Source organism: Chryseobacterium sp. FG46, from assembly GCF_057809135.1.
This window is the reverse complement of sequence record NZ_JBMDJJ010000009.1, coordinates 1-24,930: the sequence shown is the minus strand read 5'-3', so window position 1 is coordinate 24,930 and position 24,930 is coordinate 1. Positions and strand designations below refer to the sequence as shown.

Here is a 24,930-nt window from a genome sequence, read left to right as displayed (position 1 = left end):
TCTTTTGCGGTTTTTATTTCACTAATTTAGTTCCCCAATTTTTGCGGTATGAAAAAAAATCTCCTTCCTATCATTTTAATTTCTTCTTGCATTTCTGCACAGGTACCTGCGGGATATTATGATGGGGCAGCCGGGCTGACGGGATATGCACTGAAATCCAAGCTTCACGACATTATCTCTAAAAAGGCTATAAGCTGGAATTATAATACTCACCTTCCAAATCTTTATAGCCAAACTGATCTTGATGTATACTATGACGGTCATACTCCTGCTAATAACACAACTATTCTTTTAGATATTTATTCCGAAATCCCTAATGGACCAGATGCTTATGAATATACAAGTGGTCAGTTGGGAGGAGGTAGTGCAGAGGGCACAGGATACAACAGGGAACACATGATGCCTCAAAGTACATTTTACAGTAACTATCCAATGTATTCGGATCTGTTCTGTGTGATTCCTGCTGATGCTAAAATTAATCAGTCAAGGAGTAATTATCCTTATGGAATTTCCAGTACAGTTCCTGCTAACATTTTGGCTACATTTACAAATACTTCTAAAATAGGGAAGAGTGCTATTCCTAACCTTTCTTATACAGGATATGTATACGAACCTATTGATGAATTTAAGGGAGATGTAGCAAGATCCATATTATATTTTGCTTTAAGATATGAAGGAAAATTAGGGACATTTAAGTACAATGCCAATACTAACCCTGTTTCAGATACCAATCCTTTTGATGGAACTGAAGAAAGAGCGCTTGAACCAGCTTATCTTGCTATGTTAATCCAATGGCATCAGCAGGATCCCGTTTCTTCAAGAGAAACCAATAGGAATAATGCAGTGTATGCTCTTCAGAAAAACAGAAACCCTTTTATAGATAATCCAGGGTGGGTAAATGCAATCTGGAGCCAGACACCAGATACAATTGCTCCACAGGCTCCTGCCAATCTTACTTCTACGCAAACGAGTGCCTATTTTGTAAGCTTTAGCTGGACTCCAAGTTCTGATGCTGATGTTATCGGATATAAAGTGTATCAGAACGGCACTTTAGTGGCTTCTACAAAAGAGACTTCTATCAGTATAGATCATCTTACTCCATCTACAATCTATAATTACACTGTAAAAGCATATGATAATGGATATCTTCAATCTACTGACAGTAATCCAGTATCCGTAACAACACTAGCTACTGATACTTATGCTAAAGATCTTTTTATTTCAAAATATCTGGAAGGATCAACCAATGAGAACAGAGCTCTTGAAATCACCAATAAAACAGGACACTCGGTAGATTTAAATAATTACAGATTATCTATTCAGTTGCAGGGACAAAATAACAGTCTTTATTTTCCTGCTCCCTTTGAAATGGAAGGAATCATTCAAAATAATGAAACATTTGTAGTGTTGAACCCATCTGCTAATTTCTCATGTTTTACCAAAGATCAGGCAAAATTTATCACGGCAGCTCCTCAAATGACATTTTATGGATATAATTATCTTGAATTAAGATATAAATCTACTACAGTAGATGCATTGGGTATTGTAGGACAGAATAATTCCACTGCTTTAAAAGATGTTTCTTTATATAGAAAAACTTCTGTCAGTCAGCCAACAAATACTTTCAATCTTAATGAATGGGATGTTTATCCAATGGATTATTGCCAGAACATTGGCGGAACTTTGTCAACTTCAGAGCTTATCACTTCTACAGACAATTTACGGAAAATATATCCGAACCCGGTTGATGACAATCTCTATGTAAACGGAGAAACAGCAAAAGTAAAAACAGCCGAAATCATAGATCTCTCAGCAAAAGTGATTTATACGGAGAAAGATCCGTTTAGAAATAAGAAAAGTATTCCGGTGATGGGAATTCCTACAGGAATATATTTCTTAAAGCTTGATGAGAAAGCGTATCAGTTTATTAAAAAGTAAATAAAACCGGATTTAAATACCATAATTTTTATGACAAGCCAAACCTAACAGGTTTTTAAAACCTGTTAGGTTTATTTTTAATATGATGTAGAAAAGATTCAATAAATTGCTTCGCCTTGCTCGCAATGACTGTTCTAGCCCTGATAGCAGCGGTTACCCCGCAGTTGGGTTTGAGCGTGTATGGGTTTGAGTTGGGAGAGCGATGGAGCGAGGAGTATGAGCGGATAGCAGGAACAGCTTCTTACTATAAAAAACTAGAGTTAAAGTCGATGCAATAACAAAAGATTGAATATTTTTTTGCTTTTTTCTTATTTTGCGCTTCTGTATAAAGCCTTACAAACCTTATGTTTACTGCATCATTGATATAAGCTGATTCGCTAATAATGAATATCTATAAGTGTTTCTGCTTATATTTTTTATATATAAGTAATTATGCTTATATTTGCAGTATGATAGCGGTTATTACCGGTGATATTATAAATTCACAGCATGCGGACACTGAAGTTTGGATCACCAGGCTTAAACATCTTCTCGAAAAATGGGGAAGAGCTCCTCACACATGGGAAATCTACAGAGGGGATGAGTTTCAGTTCAAGTGCAATATTGATGAAGTTTTCTGGCGTTTTCTAGCCATAAAATCTCTTATTAAAAGTGTCGAAAATCTGGATGTAAGAATGGCTATAGGTATTGGTGAGGAAAGTTTCTCTTCTGAGAAAATCACTGAATCCAACGGTACAGCTTACGTGAATTCCGGGAGACTGCTTAATGATCTTAAAAATGACGGTCATACCGTTGCTATCAAAACATCCAGTGATCCGGTAGACAGGGACCTTAATATCCTGTTGAAATGGTCGTCCAAGGATTTTGATAACTGGACAATGGCGACGGCGGAGATCATTCATGAAATGATCATGAATCAGGATATCACTCAGGAAGATCTTGCCAAAAGATTTGCTATTTCACAGTCTTCTGTAAGCCAGAGGCTGAAACGAGCCAACTATGAGCTCATCGTGGAAACCAATCAGTATTTCAGAAAGAAAATTTCAGAATTATAGGCATGATCTTTATCAAACTCATATTGGCACATTTACTCGGAGATTTTATACTTCAGCCAAATTCATGGGTTGCAGATAAGGAGAACTCTAAACTGAAAAGTAAACTTTTATATATTCATGTTCTGATTCACATTATTTTAAGTCTTATTTTTCTTTGGGATCTGAAGCTTTGGTGGGTTGCTGTATTGGTGGGAATCACACACTTTATTATTGATGCAGCCAAGCTTACTTTCCAGAATGTAAAGACTAAGAAAAGATGGTTTTTCATTGATCAGCTGCTGCATGTTCTGGTGATTGCCGGAGTTTCTTTTTATTTCCAGGAATTCAGCTTTGATTTTTTACAGAATCAGGAATTTTTAAAGATAATCATGGCCGCATTATTTCTTACGACACCTGCTTCTATTTTTATCAAAATCTTATTGTCATCATGGACACCCGCTCCGGATGGCCCCAATACTATTCAAACCGAATCTTTATCAAGTGCCGGAAAATATATCGGAATTTTAGAACGTCTGCTGGTTTTCACTTTTATCATGGTGAATCACTGGGAAGGCGTAGGTTTCATGGTGGCTGCCAAATCTGTTTTCAGATTCAGCGACCTTGCACAGGCAAAACAGAGAAAGCTTACAGAATATGTATTAATTGGTACGCTGCTGAGTTTCGGACTGGCTGTCTTAACAGGAATAATAATAAAATAAATCAATAAATCTAACTACAATTTAGAAAGTAAAATTATGAGTCAAAAGAAAGAAATGTTGTACGAGGGGAAAGCAAAACAAGTATTTGCAACCGATAATCCTGATGAAGTAGTAGTACGTTTCAAAGACGATGCTACAGCATTTAATGCTCAAAAAAGAGGTCAGGTAGATCTTAAAGGGGAAATGAACAACGCGATCACAACTCTTATTTTTGAATATTTAAATGAAAAAGGGATCAAAACTCATTTCATCCAAAAATTAGACGAAAGAGAGCAGCTGGTAAGAAAGGTTTCTATCATTCCTCTGGAAATGGTAGTAAGAAACTACTCTGCAGGAAGTATGGCACAAAGATTAGGAGTAGAAGAAGGAATTAAATCTCCGGTAACGATCTTCGATATCTGCTATAAAAAAGATGAGTTGGGAGATCCGCTTATCAATGACCACCATGCCGTTTTCTTAGGAGCAGCTACTTACGAAGAACTTGACGAGATGTATGAGCTATCTTCAGATATCAATGACATCCTTATCGATCTGTTCGACAAGATCAATATCATCCTGGTAGATTTTAAAATCGAATTAGGTAAAACTTCAGACGGTGAAATCATCTTAGCAGACGAAATCTCTCCTGATACCTGCAGACTTTGGGATAAAGATACCATGAAGAAATTAGACAAAGACAGATTCAGAAGAGACTTGGGAGAAGTTACTGAGGCTTATGTTGAAATCTACAACCGTCTTAAAAATCTTTTACAGAAATAAGATTTAATTTATTTAAAGATTAAACCATTTAAAAATTAAACAGGCTGTAATCTTTTTAATCATTAAATTTTTTAATCTTTTAATTTAGAAAAAATAGAAATGAAAAGTTTAGACATTCATAAAAGTGAATATTTAAAACAGTTTGAAACCCAGACTTACGGAAGGAATCTTTTCAGAACTCAGGAAGAGGAAAGACTGGATGCTCCTAATGAAGAATGTGGGATCTTCGGAATGTATTCGGATAATGATCTGGATACTTTCTCTCTTTCACAGTTTGGTCTTTTTGCATTACAGCACAGAGGACAGGAAGCTTGTGGTATTTCCGTTTTAAAGGATGGAAGAATCACAAACATGAAAGACGAAGGACTGGTTTTGGATGTTTATAAAGAAATTCAGGAACCTGAAACTTTTATGGGAAATTCTGCAATTGGGCATACCCGTTATACCACTGCAGGAGATAAAAAGAAATATAACTTCCAGCCATTTTTCGCGAAAAACGAATATGACCAGATTATACTTTCTATAGCACACAACGGTAACCTTACCAATGCCAAAGAATTAAAAGCAGAATTAGAAGCTGAAGGCGTAGTTTTCAGAGCTACTTCCGATTCTGAAGTAATCCTGAGACTGATCCAGAAAAACCTTGATTTGGGTCTTCGTGGAGCGATCAAAGCAACCATGGAAAAGATTGAAGGTGCTTATTCCGTAGTTGGGATGACCAGGAATAAATTCTTTGCCTTCAGAGACTTCAACGGTATCCGTCCGTTAGTGTTGGGAGCTATTGATGAGAAATCCTATGTAGTGGCTTCAGAATCTGTAGCTTTAGATGCTGTAGGCGCTCAGTATGTACGTGATATTCTTCCGGGTGAGATCATTTATACCAATGAAAACGAACCTGGAAAGCTTCATTCTTATATGATGGATGAAACAAAAGGTAAGCAGAGAATCTGTTCTTTCGAATATATTTATTTCGCAAGACCTGACTCTACTTTAGAAAACATCAATGTATACGAGATCAGAGAAAAATCCGGAGAGAAAATCTGGGAACAGGCTCCTGTAGAAGCTGATCTGGTGATTGGAGTTCCGGATTCCGGAGTTCCGGCTGCTATTGGTTTCTCAAAGGCTTCAGGAATACCTTTCCGCCCTGTTTTAATCAAAAACAGATATATCGGAAGAAGTTTCATCGTTCCTACACAGGAAATGAGAGAAAGAGTAGTGAACCTTAAGCTGAACCCGATCATTTCTGAAATGAAAGACAAGAGAGTAGTCATTATTGACGATTCTATTGTTCGTGGAACAACATCCAAAAGACTGGTTAAAATTTTAAAAGATGCAGGCGTAAAAGAGATCCACTTCAGAAGTGTTTCTCCTCCAATTATTGCTCCATGTTATCTGGGAATTGATACTCCGTCTAAAGATGATCTTATCTCAGCGAATATGACTACGGAAGAACTTAAGAATTATCTGGGAGTAGATTCCTTAGAGTTTTTAAGTATAGACAATCTGAAAGACATTTTAGGATCAGCCAACCACTGCTTCGGGTGCTTTACAGAAGAATATCCTGTAGGAAAAGGAGAAGAGGTGGATTTATTCAACTAATTTCTTTATTGAAATACTAAAAGAACCGGGTGTACAACCTGGTTCTTTTGCTTTATAAATGTAGCAAAAGATTAATATTCCTGTATTATTCAGGATACAATGGAGCTTTAATTTTGTCAGATTAAAACTTCAGGATATGAAACACGTACTTTTTACAGGTATTTTTCTGGTATTTACCCACCTTTATTCTTCACAAACTTTTGATAATCAGGCACACCGTGGAGGAAAATCCCTTTACCCCGAAAATACAATCCCGGCTATGAAAAATGCTCTGAAAATGAATGTAACAACCCTGGAAATGGATCTGGCCATAACGAAGGACAAAAAAGTCATTCTTTCTCATGATGCTTTTCTCTCACCGGAACTGGCTACAAAGCCGGATGGAACTTACATTCCCAAAGATTCAGGTTTTTATTACAAAATTTATGAAATGCCTTACGCAAAGATCAAAACCTTTGATGTCGGATTGAAAAGATTGAATAACTATCCTGATCAAAAGAAAATGAAAGCTCAGAAACCTCTCTTTTCAGATGTAATAGACACTTGTGAAACCTATGCCCGTGAATTGAAAAGACCACTGCCTTTTTACAATATAGAAACAAAGACACGTCCTTTTTCTGATAACATTCTTCATCCGGAACCAAAAGAATTTGTGGATCTGATGATGAAGATTATTGTAGAAAAAAAGATACAGGACAGAGTGATCATCCAGTCTTTTGATCCAAGAACACTGGAAATCCTTCATAAAGAATATCCTAAAATAATGACTGCTTTACTTGTGGAAAAGGTAGATGATAAAAAGCTGGCTCAGCAGCAGGCTTATTTTAAAAATATTCCGGCAGAAAAGTTCAAAATGTATCCCAATCACCTGAATGGAGTAGCCGGAGATATGAAGTTCCTGAGCTTTACCCCTACTATTTACAGTCCTGAACATAGTCTTGTGACCCCGCAATTAGTGCAAGAATGCCATTCATTGGGCATGAAAGTAATCCCATGGACCGTGAATGCCAAAGAAAGATTAAAGGAATTAAAAGAGATGGGAATAGATGGCATCATCAGCGATGATCCGAGAATATTCGAATAAAACTTATTGCGGTAATATTGCAATATAAATAGCCGGAAGAAAATCTTCCGGCTATTTTATGCGTGCAAGGTTAGTGCACTTCGGTTAAAAAAATTGGTTCTTAATTAGAATTTATAGTTCAGGCCTAACTGAAATACTCTATTGTTATTTTCAGCAGCAGGTCTGCTTTTATCAATTTTTGTCAAGCTATTTACATATCTTGCGCTGATACCGATGTTGGATGTAATATCATATCCTAAACCAAGACCCAATCCGAAATTGAATTTATTGATCTGATCTTTGTCGATATCTTCAGTATTAGAACTTGTAGTGGTTGTAGTAACACCTCCTGTAGTGCTTGCTACACTTGTTTCTCCTTTAGTTTTTCCGTTGATGAAATAACTGAATTCAGGTCCGGCTTCAACGTAAAATTTCTCAGTAGGTCTCATCTGAAGCATTAATGGAACTGAAATATAGTTCATTTTTACTCTACCTTCTTCTTTAGTTTTTACATTCGTAACTCCATTATCAGTTTCTGTAGATGAAATTACATCTTTCGCTCCCATTTGGTTGTATAATACCTCTGGCTGTAAGCTGAAATGTTTTGAAAGTGGAATATTAACGAATGCACCTGCGTGGAAACCTAGTTGTTGCGTGTTGATTCCAAACTTTTGCTCACTGAAATAAGCTGAGTTTCCTCCAGCCTTAATTCCGAATCTAATGGGTTGAACATCTTTTTTTAGTGGTGATGCATTGACTGTTTTAGTTTCTGTCTTTGTTTCTGTTTCCTGAGCAAAAGCTAGTGTACCTGCAGTTAATGCTAATCCTAAAAATAACTTCTTCATAATTTTATTTTTTAATTTTACTATTTGTGTGTCGGATGATCTCTCAATCAGACCCGAATTATTTTGCAAATTGCTTGCCAAAGTTGAAAAATGCTTATTTATAAAGGGTTTTGCATCGTTTCTGGAAAGGTTTTTTTTAATCATTTATCTCTTTTTGATGAATAAATATGTCGCCAAAATCAATATTTTTGAAAAGAGTTTAATGTTGAAAATGCTTTTTTGTTGATAATTGAATTGATAAAAAATAAATCACGAAATATTTTTCTTTGAAAAATAATAAGCTATCCACGCTGTTCCTTTCAAAAAAAATAAAAATACCGGGCTATTAAAGCCCGGCATCGGTTTTGAAAATAATAAATATCTCTATTTAAATCGATATGCAACTCCAATCTGAAGTGCATTATTTCGTACTTTATCACCGTCGTTGTATCTGTAAACTTCAGTAAGACCAGCCGTAAATCTTGCCGTTACGCCAAAGTTTTCAGTAAAATAATATCCGGCACCAATACCTAATCCCATATTAAAGCGGTTAAAAAGCCCTGTTGAAATATTCTTTGAAATATGTTCCGTACGATCAACTGTAACTGAATTTCCGGTAGTCTCAATAGTTGTTAAATCTCCTTTTGTTTTTCCTCCCAGCAGATATCCGAATTCAGGTCCTGCTTCTACATAAAGCTGAGGAAGAATATTATATTGAACCATTACAGGAAGAGAAAGGTAATTTAATGTCGTACTGTAATCATAGTGTTGTGTTATTCTGTAGTTTCCTGAACTTGTTCTGTAATTGTAGTCTGTTTTTGATCCCAGCTGGCTGAAAAGAAGTTCCGGCTGGATGCTGAATTTATCAGAAACAGGAATATTCGCAAACACTCCGGCGTGAAAACCCGCTTTCATTTTTTCATTATTATCATACTCATAACCATCTCCTCTGGTAAGTGTAGAACCATTAAAGCCTGTTTTGACACCAAAAGAGATAGGAGAAGAAGATTTTGGCTGTTGTTTTTCCTGTGCATTGGCAGAGAGGCCAACCATAATTGCTAGTACTGCAAAATTTTTTTTCATGATTGAAGTTTAATTTTTTTGTTTTGTTTTGTTTGTGGCAAATTATCTGCCATAAAGGGGAGAAGTGATAAAAATCATGCGGTAAGCGAAAAAGTCAGGCTTAAATTAATTAACCTGACTTTTTCTATTGAAATCAAAATGTATCTTATTGATAAACAAAATATATTCAGTATTCTGTTGTATACTCTAATTGCCATTCTGGCTGGCATAGTTCACGTTAAAGTTTAATGGTAATAGTTAGATTTAATTTTGATATTCAATCGAATATCAACTGGATCAAAGTATACTCATTGTGAAAACATGAACCATAAGTTGGAAATTTCCGGGATAGAGTACAATCAAATAATTTACAGGCAAATTTCTTGCCAAAAATATCAAGACCAATAAAAAAGCCGAATTATATTAAATCCGGCTTGTATTGATTAGTGGTTTGCTTTAAAAGCTAAATTGATTTATTAGAATTTATAAGCTAAACCAAATTGGAATACACCATTTTTAGCTTTGTCTTCAGATAGGTCTGGTCTGTTTTTCGCTACATCTGTTAAACCTGCAACATATCTTGCCGTAACTCCAATGTTTTGGGTGAAATAGTATCCAGCTCCAAGACCAATTCCGAAGTCAAATGATTTGAAAACATCTTTGGCATCTGTAGAGCTTGATTTATATTTTAATTTTGAATTCACAAGAAAACTGAACTGTGGACCAGCTTCCAGGTATAGATTAGGCAGAGCATTGTACTGAAGCATTAAAGGAACAGAGATATAATCTAGGTTTGCTTTAGCATCGCTGTCTGCTTTAAACTTTGCGCCCATTCCGCTATACATTACTTCTGGTTGGAAAGAGAAGTCCTTAGCCACTGGAATATTAGCAAATACTCCTCCGTAAAATCCAGCTTTAGAGTTGAAGTCATTATCAGAAATAGTAGAGATATTAAGACCTGCTTTTACACCAAATCTAACTGGAGAAGATGAAGCAGTAGAAGTCTTCTGAGAGAAAGCGAAAGTACCTGCTACTAACGCAAGACCTAAAAAAATCTTTTTCATAAGTTTTATATTTTAATAGTTTTTAAGTTTTATTTAACATTTCATTAAGGATCAAACTGCGTGCCAAAGTTAAAATATACTCTGAATTTACTGTGTTTTCTTGAAGAACAATATTTCTATTGTATTAAAAAAAGCCGGATTAAAATTAATCCGACTCCACTTTAATTATAAAAAATTACTGAGAAAAGCTTTATAAAATCTTAGAATTTGTAGTTTACTCCTACCTGGAATACCCCATTTTTTACAGATCCTTCTCTGTCATATCCATATTGATATTTTGTTTTTACAATATCAGACAGACCTGCATTATATCTCACATTTATCCCAATATTTTTGGTAAAATAGTAGCCAGCTCCCAATCCGATTCCAAAATCAAATGATTGAGTTGCATTTTTTAAAGCACCGGTAGAAGCACTTTTCTTTAATCTGGCATCAATTAAAAAGTTAAATTGTGGTCCTGCTTCCACATAGAGATTTGGAAGTGCTTTATATTGGAACATTACAGGTACAGAAAGATATTCTAAATTAAGTTTTGCATTATTGCCGCCTTTCTCCTTTGCTCCCGCAGCACTATATAATACTTCCGGTTGAACAGAGAAATCCTTAGAAACAGGAATGTTTACAAAAGCACCACCATAGAATCCAGCTTTTGACTTCATATCCATATTGGAAAGGGTAGAAATGTTCAGACCTGCTTTCAAACCGAATTTGATTTTAGAAGATGTGGATGGAGTAGTAGCTTCAGAAGTGCTCTGAGCAAAAGTGAAAGTACCTGCGATAATGGCCAGGCCTAGAAAAATCTTTTTCATAGATTAGTTTAATTTTTATGTTGTTTAACGTTCGAAAAGCAACAAACAACATGCCGTAAACCCTCATGAATAAAGACTTTATGTGTTTTTAACGAATGGAAAAATCAACTATTTGGGATGTATTTATAGTGAATTATTAACTCCATATTATTTTAACATAAAAAAAGACCAGATTAAAAAATTAATCTGATCTTTTCTATTGAATATAAAATTTGTTAGTGAATGTGTAGCTTATTTGAATTTATAAGCTAATCCTACCTGGAATACATTGTTTTTTACAGCATCACCAGAATTATTCTTGTAAATGTCAGTAAGACCTGCAGTATATCTTGCTGTAATTCCTAAATTAGGAATGAAGTAATACCCTGCACCAATACCTATACCAAAGTTAAAAGTCTGGAAATCATCTTTGTCAAGAGTGGCAACTTGTGTATTATTACTGTTGTTTGTTGAACTTTTTAACTTATCTTTAGCGCTTACAAGAAATCCAAATTCAGGACCCGCTTCAAGGAAGAACTCAGGTGTTGCATTATACTGGAACATTACCGGTACAGCAACGTATCCTAAATTTCTTGAATATTCGCTCTTATAATTATTACCAAGTACTGAATATTCTCTTGTTACTTTTGAACCTAAGTCATTATAAAGAACTTCCGGCTGCACACTGAAAGAACTTGCTAATGGGATGTTGGCGAAAACTCCTGCATTAAAACCAATTTTTGATTTAGAATCACTTAAATCTGCACCGTTAGAAAGTGAAGAAACGTTCATTCCTCCTTTTACCCCGAATGTTACCGGATTAGAAGATGTATTTCCTGTCTGTTGAGCGAATGCGAATGTTCCTGCAGTTAACGCTAATCCTAAAATTAACTTTTTCATAACTTTAATTTTTTAATTTTACTCTTTCTTAATTTTAAATTTTACTACTGTTCAGCATTTTCAGTTGAACGCAGAGTATCTTTCAAATTGCTTGCCAAAAATTTTTTTTATGATTAAAATCAATAAAAAAATCACTTAGTGTTTAAGTGATTTTTGTTTTATGTAATTGATTGTCAATTTGTTGTGTTTTTAAATAAACATTTGTTTAGATGTTGTCTAAATTGACAATTTTGTCAAAAGTTGTATTAAGAAATGAAACTATTGTGTGAAAATTATTAAGCATCATTCAATTTTCTATAAAAAGATATAGCTTCAAGAATGTTTTCCTGGCTGCACTGATGATCATAGTGGCATGAACCTATTCCTGAAAGCAGGGAAAAGTTGATTTTACGGTCTGTATTCTTTTTATCATTGAGTAATAAAGCCGTAATATCTTCATCTTTAAAATCACTGATATCAAGGTAAGGATAGTATCTCTGAATGTTTTCAATGATTATTTTTGAATCTTCTTCAGAAATAAGGTTTTCAAGATAAGCAAGATGAGCTTCAGCAATCATTCCCATAGCCACAGCTTCACCGTGAAGGATTGGATTTTCCTGCTGAAGACATAAACTTTCTACCGCATGTCCTATTGTATGCCCGAAATTAAGTGTTTTTCTGATGTTCTGCTCATGGAAATCCTGATCTACAACATTATGTTTAATATTCATAGAGGTCTGAATATGAGGAAACACTGTTTCCACTTCCAGTTTGCGGATCTGAATCAGCTTATCCCAATGATTTTTATCAGCAATTAATCCATGTTTCAGCATTTCTGCAAAGCCACTTCTTAATTCTTTAAAAGGCAGTGTTTCTAAGAATTTTGGAAAAATAAAAATTTGCTCAGGAAAAGCAAAAGTTCCCACCATATTTTTATAGTGCATCAGATCGATCCCGGTTTTTCCGCCTATGGAAGCATCACACATTGATAAAAGGGTAGTAGGGATATTGATAAACTGTATTCCTCTTTTATAAGTAGATGCAACAAATCCTCCCATATCCGTAATCACACCGCCGCCAAGGTTAATAACCAGTGCTTTTCTGTCTGCCTGCATTTCTGTAAGAATTTCCCAAAGCTGATTGGCTGTCTGAATATTTTTCATTTCCTCTCCAGCCTCAATCTCTAAAATTTCAAACCCAAGATCCGTTACCATATTTCCTAAAAGAACAGGAAGGCAGTATTCATGAGTGTTTTCATCTACAAGAATGAAAATTTTACTGAAAGTTTTTTCGTGAAGAAACTCGTTGAGCTGAGAGAAATTATCGTTTAATATTGTTATCATCTTCTATTTTATATAAAGTTAAAATGTAAACTATAGTGCAAAGTTATGATTCTTAATTTTTAACTCGTAACTAAATTACTATCTTTGCAGAAATTTTTAGAATGAGCAGAGATAATAATAATTCAGACAGACCAAAGAGACCAAGAATTTCAACCAAGAAAAGTTCTGATGATTCTCGTGCTTCCAGATCTGGAAATTCTTCAGGATCAAAACTTTTTAACAAGCCTTTCTCTAAAGATGGAGGAAAAAAAGGCCCGGAACATAAAGGATCCAATTCAAGATTTGAAAAGAAACCTTTCAAAAGAAATACCGACAGTTTCGAGAATTCCAACGATGAATCAGGATCAAAATCTGAAAGAAAACCTTATATCACGAACAAAAGTGAGAGCTATGAGAAGAAATCTTTTGGAAAACCTAAGAGAGGCGGGAAAAACTTCGATACAAGAGATAAGTACGAAAGAGGCAGCCTGAAATACGGAAGAAGACCTTCTAACGGAGAGGAAAGAAATGATGACAAAACAAGATCTTTTGTACAGAAAAGAAGGCTGAACAAAATTGAAAAAGACGTTCATAAAGACAGCATCCGTCTTAACAAGTATATTGCTAATTCCGGAATCTGCAGCAGAAGAGAGGCTGATGATTTGATTACTCAGGGATTGGTAGAAGTAAACGGAAAGGTGGTAACTGAAATGGGCTATCAGGTACAGAAAACAGACAGAGTAGTTTTTGACGGACAAAGCATTACTCCTGAAAAACCTGTATATGTACTTTTGAATAAACCAAAAGGTTATATTTCTACAACAAAAGATGATAAAGCAAGAAAAACCGTAATGGATCTTGTGGCTAATGCTTCTCCTTACAGGCTTTTCCCGGTTGGAAGACTGGATCGTTCCACAACAGGAGTGATCTTATTGACCAATGATGGTCACATGACTAAAAAGCTGACACATCCATCTTTTGATGCTAAGAAGATTTATCATGTTACATTGGATAAAAAGCTTACCGGTGAAGATTTACGCCTTATTGCTGAAGGAATACGTCTTGATGAAGGAGTAGCTGTGGTTGATCAGATTTCATATATTGAAGGAAAGCCTAAGAATGAAATCGGAATTGAGATTCACATCGGATGGAACCGTGTTATCAGAAGAATTTTCCAAAGATTAGGATACGAAGTAGAATCTTTAGACAGAGTGATGTTTGCGGGATTAACGAAGAAGAATATCAAGAGAGGACACTGGAGAATCCTTACAGAACTGGAAGTAAACAACCTTAAAATGCTTTAGAATAATGATGATTTAAGCGTTATCAATGATGAATGACAGATTCACATTTCCAGCTTACTTCATTCTTTCAAAAAGTATCTTCAGGATAAAGAATAAAAAAGCGCAGAATTATTTTCTGGACACTTTCCCGCGAAGCGTGTGAGTAAAAAAGTTAGGCTTGGATTTTATAATCTGAGCCTTTTTTAAATACGCATAAATCGGTTAAGAACAATAAATTTTGGATAAACATTGTCCATTTTTGTAGTTTCTTTTAAAGCGAGATACACTGATTCTTCGGATTTCAAGAGGAAATTCAAAAAATACAGTAAGTTCATCACACTATTTTCGTTAGGATTGAATTGCATAAGAATATTTGCTTTCCCTTACTTTGAAAACAATTCCCTCCAAACAATGAAATATAAAAAAAGCTGTCTCAATTGTGAGACAGCTTCATTTTTTTCTCTCGCAGATCACAAAAACTGCTCTGACAATTAAGTGCAAATCTGCTTAATCTGTGAGAAGGTGTGTTCTTTATTTAATATTTTTAAATCGTTGCATTTCCTTCCACACCGTCGGAATTATCGGTTTTGTTTCCTGTGATTGCGGCCGTTACAAAACTAAACAGGCTTACCAGTTTTCCTGCTTTGGTATCCCAGTAATAGGTTTCTTTAGGCTCTACACGGATAATGGTAACATTTGGATCGTCTTTTCCGTCAAACCAGGCTTTAGCAAGAGGAGACCATTTATCTTCTATAGTTGCTTTATCTTTATAAATAGAAGCTTTTCCATAAACAGAAAGATATTGGGAATCACTATTGTTCATAAAAAACAATTGTACTCTTCGGTCTTCTTTTATTTCAAAATTCTTATTGCTGGTTCCGCTGCTGATAAACCAGAGATTTCCGCTGTCGTCTGTTTCCTGTAAAGTCATAGGTCTTGAATTAATAGGAGTAGTTTCCAATTCTGTACAGAACATACATATTCTTGCACTTTCCGAGAGTTCTTTGATCTTTTTGATTGCTTCCAGGTGGGTAAGATTTTGTGTTGACATAATATAATATTTTAGTTATTGGTATTCATTAAAACATTCAAATACCTGACCAAAAGGGAATAAATTGTGGTACCTGGGCTTGATTTCTTTTCAATAAATAAGTTTTACGTAAATTTGATGGATGCAGATTTCGCCTCCTAAACATCTGGCTTCTTTTGTAAGGTATTATATCTTTTTGGAAAACAGAGAACAGCTTCTTAAATAAACCCTTAAACTATAAAATTTCATAGATTTCTGCGTCTGTAAACACAAAAAACGTACTTTTTTGGGGCAGATTTTTCGTATCCAGTCCTGTGAATTCACTGAAGGCAGGTAATAATAATTGATTGCTGCTGAGAGCAAAGCACGGAAGCCTGATTTTTTTCACCGCAGAATTCAGCACAATTCCCGGGTGAATATGTCCTGTAATCTGAAATCCGGATCTGGATGCATCAAAATCATGAATGAAAGTAATATCATCTATTTCCAGCCATTCAGATTTGTGATGAAAGCATAATTTTTTTTCCAGGGTTTCTGAAATCCGGTCATGGTTTCCTTCAATAAGATAAAACTGTATATCAGGATACTGATTTTTCCAGGTACAGAATTCATCCACATCAGAATTGTCTCCGGCATGAAGTAAATCTCCAACCACTACAAACTTTTCAGGCTGAAAATATTCAATCAGCGCTGATAATCTTTCCAGATCATTTTTCATAATATGATTGGCCAGTGCAATACCATTTTTACGAAAATGAGCTGTTTTTCCGATGTGCAGATCAGAAAGAATCAATGCTTTTTCTTTTTGCCAGAATGCTGCCCGCTGATTGGTCAGAATGAAAGTTTCATTTCCGATGGAAATATTTTTAGTTGCTATAAACACTTGATAGATTGAAAAATTGAAGGTTTAAAGTTAAACTATTTAAATAAATAGGATCAGCCAACTTTCCGGCTTACATGAAATTTTTCCATTATTTAAATTTTATTAAAATTCTAAGAAGATATACTCTAAGTTACGATGATTATTTAAGTTTATCAAGAAAATTAACGGAGAATATAAGGCTGAGAATAAGGTTAAAACGATAGGTCTTTTTATTTGATTTTATAAATTTTAGAATCTCGCAAAGGCGCAAATTTTATATTATCTATTTTTATTTATGGCGCAAGAACATTTCGACTTAGCTCAATGTGAGATTTTAGCCAGATTAACGGGACTAAATTTTATCGGAGATAAAATCTTTGTACCTTAAAACGTTATTATTATTAATTTTTTGCGTCTTTGCGGTAAACAAATATTTATCGGCATATCTGTTCTTCCAGAAAACACATTAATTGATTATAAAAGATCACTTATATTGGATAGCTTCAGCATTCTTTTAATCCTCGTATCCAGTCCTTCACTGGAAAGAGTCTGCCTTAAGCTGTCTACTTTGATCGGGAAACTGAGCGGAGTGAAGGAACGGGAATGTTTTAAAATAATTTCAGATTTTTCAATTCTTTTAAATGCCTCTACTAATCGCTGTTCCTGAAGCTGCATATTAAATACTTCAGTATAAGCCTGTTTGATTAAAAAATGATTGGGATCATGGTCTTCGAGTACTTTGAAAATCAGTCCGGCAGAGCTTTGCAATGACTTGTTGGAGCGTTGCTGTCCTGCATAATTCTGAATCACCATGCCTGAAATCACTGCAATATCTCTGAATTTTCTTCTTGCCATTTCTGCTGAATTGATACTTGCGATCACATCGTTCATTAGATTATCTCTTGTTAAAATCTCTTGCAGATTATTTTCATTTAAGGGAATTTCCTTATCACTGAACAGTTCAAACCCATAATCATTCATCGCCATAGAAAAGGAGATAGGGGCCAGTTTTGAGATCCGATAGGCAATCAAAGCGGCCATTACTTCATGCACAAGACGCCCTTCAAAAGGATACATGAACAAATGATATCCTTCACGGTTTTTGATCATTTCCACCAGAAATTCATCTTCTCTGGGAATATGTGAGTTTGTTTCCTGATTGATCAGAAGAGGATGCAGAAATTTCAGTTCTTTTTCCGAAGCTTTCGGATTTAAAGCATGTGAGAGTTTTTCTCTTAAAAAATGTCCCAGATTGCTGCTTAATGGAAGCCTTCCGCCAAGATAACTCGGAACTAAAGCTTTTCCTTTGGCTGCTCTTACATAGACCGTCATATCCTTAATCATGGCGACTTCCAGTGTACGTCCGGCCAGAATAAATTTTTCTTCTTTTTTCAGTTTTGAAATAAAATATTCTTCAATCATTCCGATATAGCCGCCGGAAATAAATTTCACCTTCAGCATCGCATCACTCACAATCACGCCCATATTCATCCGGTGGAGCATAGCAATTTTTCTTGAAGTTACTTTATAAAGGCCGTCTTCCATAATGACGATTTTATGGAACTCTTCATAGTTCTTCAATACGCTGCCACCAATGGTAAGAAATTCCAGAATGCTTTTCCATTCTTCGTCCAGCATTTCCTGAAAGGCATATACTTTTTTGATTCTTTCATATAGTTCGTCAGGATAAAAACCATCTCCAACTGCCAATGTCATCAGAAACTGAACCAGCACATCGAAACACAATACCTGTGGCTCTCTGGGCTCTACCACTTTCTGTTTCACGGCTTCTTTTAAAGCTGAAACTTCAATCAGTTCCAGAGAATGGGTAGGAACACAATAGATTTTTGAGGTTTCAAAAGGAGAATGGCCGCTGCGTCCCGCTCTTTGAAGAAAACGCGCAACTCCTTTGGCTGATCCTACCTGAATGACGGTGTCAACAGGTTTAAAATCGATTCCAAGATCGAGAGATGATGTGGAAACTACGGCTTTCAATTTTCCGGAACTTAAATTTTCTTCAATCCAGATTCTCAAATGGGCATCAATAGAACTGTGATGGATGGCGATCTGACCCGCAAAATCAGGATAAGCATCCAGTAAAAGCTGATACCACATTTCACTCTGGCTTCTGGTATTGGTAAATACGATGGTGGATTTTGACTCCAGAATAATCGGAACCACTTTATCTGCAAGTTTATTTCCAAGATGTCCTGCCCAGGGCAATATCTCAATTTCATCCGGAAAAACCGGGAGAATATCTATTTTTTTCTGTTCTTTGGCTGTAATTTTTGTCTTTTTACAGTCATACGGAATAAGTACATCCATAGCTTCATCCAAATTCCCAATGGTGGCGGTGATGCCCCATATTTTAGTCTCCGGAACATATTTTCTAAGCTGGGAAATCCCGAGTTCTGCCATAACACCGCGCTTTGAACCCAGTAATTCATGCCATTCATCCACAGCCACACATTTCATATCAGTGAAAAAACGTTCATTATTTTTCTGAGCGAGAAGCAAGTGGAGACTTTCAGGAGTTACAACAAGAATTTCGGGCATTTTCTTGACTTGCTGTTGTCTTACTTTGGGATCGGTATCTCCGTTTCTTACGCCTACCGCCCAATCGAGTCCGATTTCGTCAATCGCTTCCTGCATGGCTTTCGCAATATCTTTGGACAAAGACCGGAGTGGCGTTATCCAGATCATTTTCAGCCCTTTTTTGTATTGCTCGGGATGATTCAGGAAATCTGAAATTAAGGCTAGAAAAACAGAGAAAGTCTTTCCAAAACCTGTCGGGGCAACTACCATTCCGCTGTATCCGTTTCCAAATTTCTTCCAGGTTTCCAGCTGAAATTTAAAAGGGGCAATACCTTTATTGGTCATCCATTGCTGAATGATCTTTAATCCGTTGGTATGTTCGAAAGCTGCCAATTTATATTTGATTTAAATTTTTAACGCAAAAGACGCTAGGGTTTTATATGATATTATTTATTTTTTCGACCGCAAAGGCGTTTCACTCAGCAAAGGTTTTATTGTATTAATTTTTTAATTTCTTCAAGAGAGTCGATTTCATCTACTGTTTTGTCTTTCCGCCACCTTACAATTCTTGGAAACCGCAGGGCTACACCACTTTTATGACGGTTGCTGAAACCTATGCCTTCAAAAGCAATTTCGAACACCAGTTCTGCTTTTACGGTTCTTACAGGACCAAATTTCTCAATAGCATTTTTGGTCACAAACCGGCTCACTTCCATGATTTCTTTATCTGTTAAACCGGAATAAGCCTTAGCAATAGTTACCAGACTATCTCCGTTTTTCACTGCAAAAGTATAATCGGTGTAGTAGGCACTTCTTCTACCGCTTCCTTTTTGGGCATAGATCAGGACTGCATCAATGGTAAACGGATTGATTTTCCACTTCCACCAGTCGCCTTTTTTTCTTCCTGAATGATAAGGGGAGTTTTTTTGTTTTAACATAAGTCCTTCACTGTTTACATCCCGTGAGTTTTCACGAAGTGAATTCAGTTCATCCCATTTTTCAAAATCCAGACTTTTGGAAATACTGATGCGTTCCGGATTTTCATTCAATAATAATTCTTCCAGTAAGGCTCTTCTTGCAGAGATTGGTTTTTCTCTCAGGTCATTGCCTTCCAGTTCCAGCAAGTCGTAGACAAAGACTTCTATGGGGATTTCCGAGAGCATTTTTTTAGTTAAAGTTTTCCTGTTTAATCTTTTCTGCAATTCATTAAAATTTAAAACCTTACCCTCTTTTACCGCAAGTATTTCTCCATCTATGACAAAGTTGCCTTTCATGGCTTTTATAACTTCTGTAATTTCCGGAAATTGCTCGGTCACAAGTTCTTCACCTCTTGACCAGATGAAGACTTCATCGTTTCTGCGAATGATCTGTCCGCGTATTCCGTCCCATTTGTATTCTACTATCCATCCATCAGGATCTCCCAATTCTTCAGTTTCTTTTTCCAAAGGATAAGCAAGGCAGAAGGGATAGGGTTTTGAGTTATCAGGATTTACATTTTCCACATCAATAAGCTCTTTGAAAGAAACTTCATCCGGCAGCCAATTACCCATTAAACTGTGCATCAGAGCAATGGATTCCTGCCCTGAAAATTTGGTCAGTGCATTGATTAATGTTTTGTCTGATACTCCAATCTGGAAGCTTCCGCCAATTAATTTGTTGAAAATCAAACGTTCCGTATAATCCAGCCCATTCCATGTTTGCAGGACAAATTCTTTTTTTTCTGCATCTGTTTTGCCTTTTAAGTTGGTAATATCATTCATCCATTCTGATAATGAACGTTCTATTTTTTCCTCCGGAGGCGGAAGAATTAATGATAATGTCTCTCCGAGATCGCCTACGGAAGAGTATGATTCCTGAAAAAGCCAGTAAGGGAGTTTTGTGATTTCCAGCGCCCATTCTTTCATGTAATTGGTGTTGACATTCCTCTTAGGCCTTTTTCCTGTAAATAAGGCTATAAACCATACTTTATCTTCATCAGTAGCGCGTTCCAGATAATCAATGATGGCATCAATTTTAGCATTGGTTTTATTGGTGGTTTCCAACGCGTTGATAAGCTCTGCAAAATGTCTCATGATTCCGGATTTTCAGGGTTTTCTTTTTCAGATTCTTCTTCGTCATCACCGTAAAGTGTTTCTACAACATCTGCTTTAATTCCTGTTTCATTCAGATATTTTGAAAAAACTTCCGTCTGTCCGTGGGTGACGTGTACCAGCTCTGCTTCGGTTGCTTTTACAGTCTGCAGCAATCCCTTCCAGTCTGCATGATCACTCATTGCAAATCCTGCATCTGCACTCCGCCACCTTCTTGCACCGCGCACCTGCATCCATCCGGAACATATTGCTGTGGCCGGATCTGGAATTTTCTTAATGATATTACTGTCGAGTAAGGCGGGTGGCACAATAACAATTTCATGTTCCATTTCTTTCGGGCGTTCTCTGAAATCTGCTATTGTATATTCAGGAAGATCAATTCCTGCTGTTTCAAAGGCTTCATTCAGTTTTCCAATGGAATAATGGACATATATTTTTCCCAATTCTTCCACTGCCTTCATAATACGCTGGGCTTTTCCCAAAGAATATCCAATAAACACAGAGGTTTTATTGTTTTCTTTATTTTTCAGTACCCAGTTCTGGAGTTTTTTATTTAAATCCTGAACTTCCAGCCAGTTGTAGATAGGCAGGCCAAAGGTGCTTTCTGTAACAAATTCATTGCATTTTACCAGCTCGAAAGGTGTACTCAGTCCATCTTCCTGAACTTTATAATCTCCCGAAATTACAGTTACATATCCTTTATACTCAAGCTTTATCTGGGCAGAACCAATGATATGCCCTGCTGGATGAAGTGAAAGTTTTACACCATTGATGGTAATTACTTCTCCATATTCTATGCTCTGGCATTCGATATCCGGCCCGATTCTCTGATGCAGAATAGGTTTTGTAAAGTGGTGGCAAAGGTATTTTTTCATTCCCCAACGGGCATGATCGGCATGGCCATGGGTAATAACCGCCATATCAACGGGCCTCCAGGGATCTATATAGAATTTCCCTTGCGGACAGTAAATTCCTTTTTTGGTAAATGTGATTAATTTCAATGGTATTACTGGTTTAGAGAATATGCTTCAAAAACTTAACCAAAGTTTGAAAAATAACGATTTTTATTACCTATAGATAAGGGAAGCCATCAGTGATGTAAAAAACAGGTGATTATTTTGTTGGCTAAGGTCTAAAAATGGATCAGTAGTTAATTTTTATTTTCTTTATTTATTTGATTTTTATATTTATTTTAAATATATCTATTATTATTTACTTAAAATTTCAATAAAAAATATTTAATTTATTAAATAATAAACAATATTAATATTTTAATGTGTAATTGATTATTTTTATAAAAAAAAGAAAAATGAAAAATTTATTATTTGTTACTGTCTTTCTGTTTTGCAGTTTTCAAAAAAAAAGCGAATCGGCTTCAGAAAGATCTATAAGAGTAGAAAATGTGGTAAAAAAGAGTGAACGTATTCTTTATTTATTTTTTAAGGCAGACAAAGACAGCTCCGGGAATGAAAAAATCACTCTTCATGAAACTAAAATTTCGGATGGGAAACTGAAATCAACACCTTTCTTTGACAGGAATGAAGTGCAGAAAGGAGACCTTATTATTACGGTCATTGAGGCTGATGGAAAAGAAGGAGCCAGGCAGCTGGTAAAAGATCCGTTGAATCGTGAGCTGGAAGTTTACGAAAAAGAAGGAATCTCCAGACACAGAGCTTCTCTTCAAAGTGCAGAGTTCAATATCAGATTTTCGTATGCTGACAACATTCAGTGGGTAAAAATTGAAAAAGCCACAGATTCCGGAGTACAGTTATTATTCACTCAAAAACTATAATTATGAAAAAGATTTTATTATCTCTTCTTGTAGGAAGCAATTGTTTTGGACAGACATTTGAAAAAGTTACCTTATTGCAGAACGGAAGCAATGATAAACGTATTGTAATTGCTGTTTTGGGCGATGGGTTTACCGCTGCACAGCAAACTTCTTTTGTCTCATCAGCGCAGTCGACAGTTAATTATCTTTTTACAAAGAGTCCTTATAGTGAATATAAAAATTATTTTAATGCTTATGCTATAAAAGTAATTTCTCAGGAATCCGGAGTTAAGCATCCAGGAACGGCAACGGACGTTATAGAACCTGTTATACCTATCTCAAATCCAAATAATTATTTGGGTGCAAGTTTTGATATTGGTGTGCACAGATGTATTCATACCAATACTCCAAATAAAGTAGGACAAGTTCTGGCGGCGAATGTCCCAGACTATGATATTACTTATGTACTGGGTAATTCTACAGAATACGGAGGTTGTGGAGGTACCTATGCTTTTGCTTCACTCAATAGTTCTTCAAATGAACTTGTAGTGCATGAGCTGGGGCACTCATTTGGTAATTTGGCCGATGAGTATTGGTTTCCCGGTTCGCTTGAATCCGCAAATAAAACACAGAATTCTAACCCATCAACGATCAAATGGAAAAACTGGGTAGGTACTAACAATGTAGGAATCTATCCCCATGCCGAAAGCCCGACATGGTTCAGACCCCATGAAAATTGCGAGATGAGGTATCTTGACCGGCAGTTCTGTTCCGTTTGTAAGGAGACAATTATTGAGAAGATTCACTCTTTAGTATCTCCTGTAGATTCATATACACCGGCAAACAATACTTCGTTAGATGCTACATCTGGTGTTACTTTCACAGTGAATGAAGTTCTTCCTATCCCAAATACATTAGTCAATACCTGGACTTTAAACGGAACAGTGCTGGGAGGATCAACAGGAAATTCCGTTACTATTACTCCGGGACAGCTCAACAACGGTAATAATACTTTGATGTTTTCTGTAGTGGATAACAGTCCGCTTGTGAGAGTAGATAATCACAGTACACTTCATGTTACCAATGTTACCTGGACACTCAGCAAAGGAACTCTTAACCTTTCAGATGTGAAAGCAGAGGAGCGACGTTTCAGTATTTATCCGAATCCTACAGAGGGGGAGTTTTTTATCAATGGAAAAAAGGATTTTTCAAAGGATGTTAATGTAGAAATTTATGATGCTTCCGGAAAGATGATTCCATCCAGATTTGAATTGAATAATTCTGTCATAAAGGTCGATATTAAAAACTATCCGGCGGGTACTTATCTGCTGAATGTAAAAGAAAACAAAAGCCTGATTCTTTCCCAGAAAGTCATTAAAGAATGATGAAAGAGATATAGTATTAACAATTTTGAAATATAAAGCAGGAGGTTCATAAACTGGTATTCCCAAACCAGAAAAATGAGTCTCTTGTTTTTTTATTCCTGAAAACCACAGTGTAATCTTTGAATAAAAGGAATTTAAGGAATAAATCCATAAAAATGTTGAAATTTGCATCAAATAAGAATTAATGAAGATTGTAGATATAGACAACTGGAACAGGAAAGAACACTTCGAATTTTTTTCTAACATGGCAAGTCCTTATTTTGGGTTTACAACGGAGGTAGACTGTACAAAAGCGTACGATACAGCAAAAGAGAAAGGATATTCATTTTTTGCCTATTATTATCACAAATCCATGGTGGCGGTTAATACAGTAGATGAATTAAAACTCAGAATCATTGATGGACAGGTAATACAGTTTGACAGAGTTCATGCCGGCAGTACAATTGGGAGACCGGATGGTACTTTCGGTTTTTCATTTACTCCTTTTTCAGAAGATTTTGAAACATTCAATGCTGCTCTACAGGAGGAGATAAAAGGAGTACATGAAAGTACAGGGTTGAGATTGAGCAATGAAAGGCTGGGGAAAGATCATGTAAGACATACTGCTATTCCTTGGAATTCTTTCAGTGCAATACTGCATCCTACTGATTTTAATACCACAGAATCGGTTCCTAAAATAGCCTTTGGAAGGTTCAATATTCGTGAAGGAAGAAAATATCTTCCGGTTTCTATTGAGGCACATCATGGGTTGGCAGACGGAATTCATATTGCTAAATATCTGGAAGAGTTTCAGAGACAGCTTGATCAGGAGTAAAAGCATAAAGACAATATTTTTAAAATGTCATATAACAAAAGCCGGGTTTCGATCCAGTCATGGTCGGAAGATTTTTCTTCCGACTTTTTGTTTTTAGATATTCAATATT

The 24,930-nt window shown here is 35.9% G+C and carries 21 protein-coding genes; 10 read left to right on the top strand and 11 right to left on the bottom strand.

Annotated elements, in window-relative coordinates:
• The first annotated feature begins 48 nt into the window (after nt 1-48).
• The 6 genes from ACODR7_RS08625 to ACODR7_RS08600 all read left to right on the top strand — a co-directional run bounded on the left by ACODR7_RS08625 (nt 49) and on the right by ACODR7_RS08600 (nt 7,133).
• Complete coding sequence (locus tag ACODR7_RS08625) at nt 49-1,938, top strand: endonuclease (protein ID WP_488838664.1); 1,890 nt, start codon at nt 49-51, stop codon at nt 1,936-1,938.
• 449 nt (nt 1,939-2,387) lie between these two features.
• Complete coding sequence (locus tag ACODR7_RS08620; protein ID WP_488838663.1) at nt 2,388-2,993, top strand: SatD family protein; 606 nt, start codon at nt 2,388-2,390, stop codon at nt 2,991-2,993.
• A gap of 2 nt (nt 2,994-2,995) precedes the next feature.
• The gene (locus ACODR7_RS08615; protein ID WP_488838662.1) at nt 2,996-3,691 is read left to right on the top strand and encodes a DUF3307 domain-containing protein; all 696 of its coding nucleotides are present in this window, start codon (nt 2,996-2,998) and stop codon (nt 3,689-3,691) included.
• A gap of 36 nt (nt 3,692-3,727) precedes the next feature.
• Complete coding sequence (gene purC, locus ACODR7_RS08610) at nt 3,728-4,450, top strand: phosphoribosylaminoimidazolesuccinocarboxamide synthase (RefSeq protein ID WP_047430685.1); 723 nt, start codon at nt 3,728-3,730, stop codon at nt 4,448-4,450.
• 99 nt (nt 4,451-4,549) lie between these two features.
• Nucleotides 4,550-6,049, top strand: a complete 1,500-nt coding sequence (gene purF / locus ACODR7_RS08605; protein WP_488838661.1) for an amidophosphoribosyltransferase — start codon at nt 4,550-4,552, stop codon at nt 6,047-6,049.
• Between the two features lie 136 nt (nt 6,050-6,185).
• Entirely contained in the window at nt 6,186-7,133 is a 948-nt protein-coding gene (locus ACODR7_RS08600) for a glycerophosphodiester phosphodiesterase family protein (RefSeq protein WP_488838660.1), read from the top strand.
• Nucleotides 7,134-7,237: 104 nt separating this feature from the next.
• Here ACODR7_RS08600 and ACODR7_RS08595 read toward each other — a convergent pair whose 3' ends face one another.
• From ACODR7_RS08595 to aroB, 6 genes are all read right to left on the bottom strand, one after another.
• Nucleotides 7,238-7,957, bottom strand: a complete 720-nt coding sequence (locus ACODR7_RS08595; protein ID WP_114820090.1) for a porin family protein — start codon at nt 7,955-7,957, stop codon at nt 7,238-7,240.
• A gap of 363 nt (nt 7,958-8,320) precedes the next feature.
• On the bottom strand, nt 8,321-9,019 hold the full coding sequence (locus tag ACODR7_RS08590; RefSeq protein ID WP_488838659.1) for a porin family protein: 699 nt from the start codon (nt 9,017-9,019) through the stop codon (nt 8,321-8,323).
• Between the two features lie 455 nt (nt 9,020-9,474).
• Nucleotides 9,475-10,062: a porin family protein gene (locus tag ACODR7_RS08585; protein ID WP_076594782.1), complete on the bottom strand. Its 588-nt coding sequence runs from the start codon at nt 10,060-10,062 to the stop codon at nt 9,475-9,477.
• A gap of 200 nt (nt 10,063-10,262) precedes the next feature.
• Nucleotides 10,263-10,871, bottom strand: coding sequence for a porin family protein (locus tag ACODR7_RS08580; RefSeq protein ID WP_488838658.1), 609 nt, complete (start codon nt 10,869-10,871; stop codon nt 10,263-10,265).
• Nucleotides 10,872-11,102: 231 nt separating this feature from the next.
• Nucleotides 11,103-11,750 carry a porin family protein gene (locus ACODR7_RS08575; RefSeq protein ID WP_110008847.1) on the bottom strand — a complete coding sequence of 216 codons (648 nt, stop codon included), beginning with the start codon at nt 11,748-11,750 and terminating at the stop codon, nt 11,103-11,105.
• Nucleotides 11,751-12,025: 275 nt separating this feature from the next.
• On the bottom strand, nt 12,026-13,072 hold the full coding sequence (aroB, locus tag ACODR7_RS08570) for a 3-dehydroquinate synthase (protein ID WP_488838657.1): 1,047 nt from the start codon (nt 13,070-13,072) through the stop codon (nt 12,026-12,028).
• Between the two features lie 101 nt (nt 13,073-13,173).
• Here aroB and ACODR7_RS08565 point away from each other — a divergent pair, with 101 nt between their 5' ends.
• Nucleotides 13,174-14,355 carry a pseudouridine synthase gene (locus ACODR7_RS08565; protein ID WP_488838656.1) on the top strand — a complete coding sequence of 394 codons (1,182 nt, stop codon included), beginning with the start codon at nt 13,174-13,176 and terminating at the stop codon, nt 14,353-14,355.
• Nucleotides 14,356-14,878: 523 nt separating this feature from the next.
• On the opposite strand, the gene ACODR7_RS08560 is transcribed toward ACODR7_RS08565, so the two are convergent.
• The 5 genes from ACODR7_RS08560 to ACODR7_RS08540 form a co-directional block, all read right to left on the bottom strand.
• Entirely contained in the window at nt 14,879-15,385 is a 507-nt protein-coding gene (locus ACODR7_RS08560) for a pyridoxamine 5'-phosphate oxidase family protein (protein WP_076594777.1), read from the bottom strand.
• 214 nt (nt 15,386-15,599) lie between these two features.
• Nucleotides 15,600-16,247, bottom strand: a complete 648-nt coding sequence (gene pdeM / locus ACODR7_RS08555) for a ligase-associated DNA damage response endonuclease PdeM (RefSeq protein WP_488838655.1) — start codon at nt 16,245-16,247, stop codon at nt 15,600-15,602.
• Between the two features lie 453 nt (nt 16,248-16,700).
• Nucleotides 16,701-19,154: a ligase-associated DNA damage response DEXH box helicase gene (locus tag ACODR7_RS08550; RefSeq protein WP_488838654.1), complete on the bottom strand. Its 2,454-nt coding sequence runs from the start codon at nt 19,152-19,154 to the stop codon at nt 16,701-16,703.
• A 98-nt stretch (nt 19,155-19,252) separates the two neighbouring features.
• A complete protein-coding gene (locus ACODR7_RS08545) occupies nt 19,253-20,833 on the bottom strand; it encodes an ATP-dependent DNA ligase (RefSeq protein ID WP_488838653.1) in 1,581 nt (526 codons plus the stop codon).
• Nucleotides 20,830-21,852: a ligase-associated DNA damage response exonuclease gene (locus ACODR7_RS08540; protein ID WP_488838652.1), complete on the bottom strand. Its 1,023-nt coding sequence runs from the start codon at nt 21,850-21,852 to the stop codon at nt 20,830-20,832. The genes ACODR7_RS08545 and ACODR7_RS08540 overlap by 4 nt, the downstream gene beginning before the upstream one ends.
• Nucleotides 21,853-22,160: 308 nt before the next feature.
• Here ACODR7_RS08540 and ACODR7_RS08535 point away from each other — a divergent pair, with 308 nt between their 5' ends.
• From ACODR7_RS08535 to ACODR7_RS08525, 3 genes are all read left to right on the top strand, one after another.
• A complete protein-coding gene (locus tag ACODR7_RS08535; protein ID WP_488838651.1) occupies nt 22,161-22,643 on the top strand; it encodes a hypothetical protein in 483 nt (160 codons plus the stop codon).
• A 2-nt stretch (nt 22,644-22,645) separates the two neighbouring features.
• Nucleotides 22,646-24,007: a T9SS type A sorting domain-containing protein gene (locus tag ACODR7_RS08530; protein ID WP_488838650.1), complete on the top strand. Its 1,362-nt coding sequence runs from the start codon at nt 22,646-22,648 to the stop codon at nt 24,005-24,007.
• Between the two features lie 184 nt (nt 24,008-24,191).
• Nucleotides 24,192-24,821 (top strand): CatA-like O-acetyltransferase, encoded by a 630-nt coding sequence (locus tag ACODR7_RS08525; RefSeq protein ID WP_488838649.1) that lies wholly within the window; start codon nt 24,192-24,194, stop codon nt 24,819-24,821.
• Nucleotides 24,822-24,930: the final 109 nt, after the last annotated feature.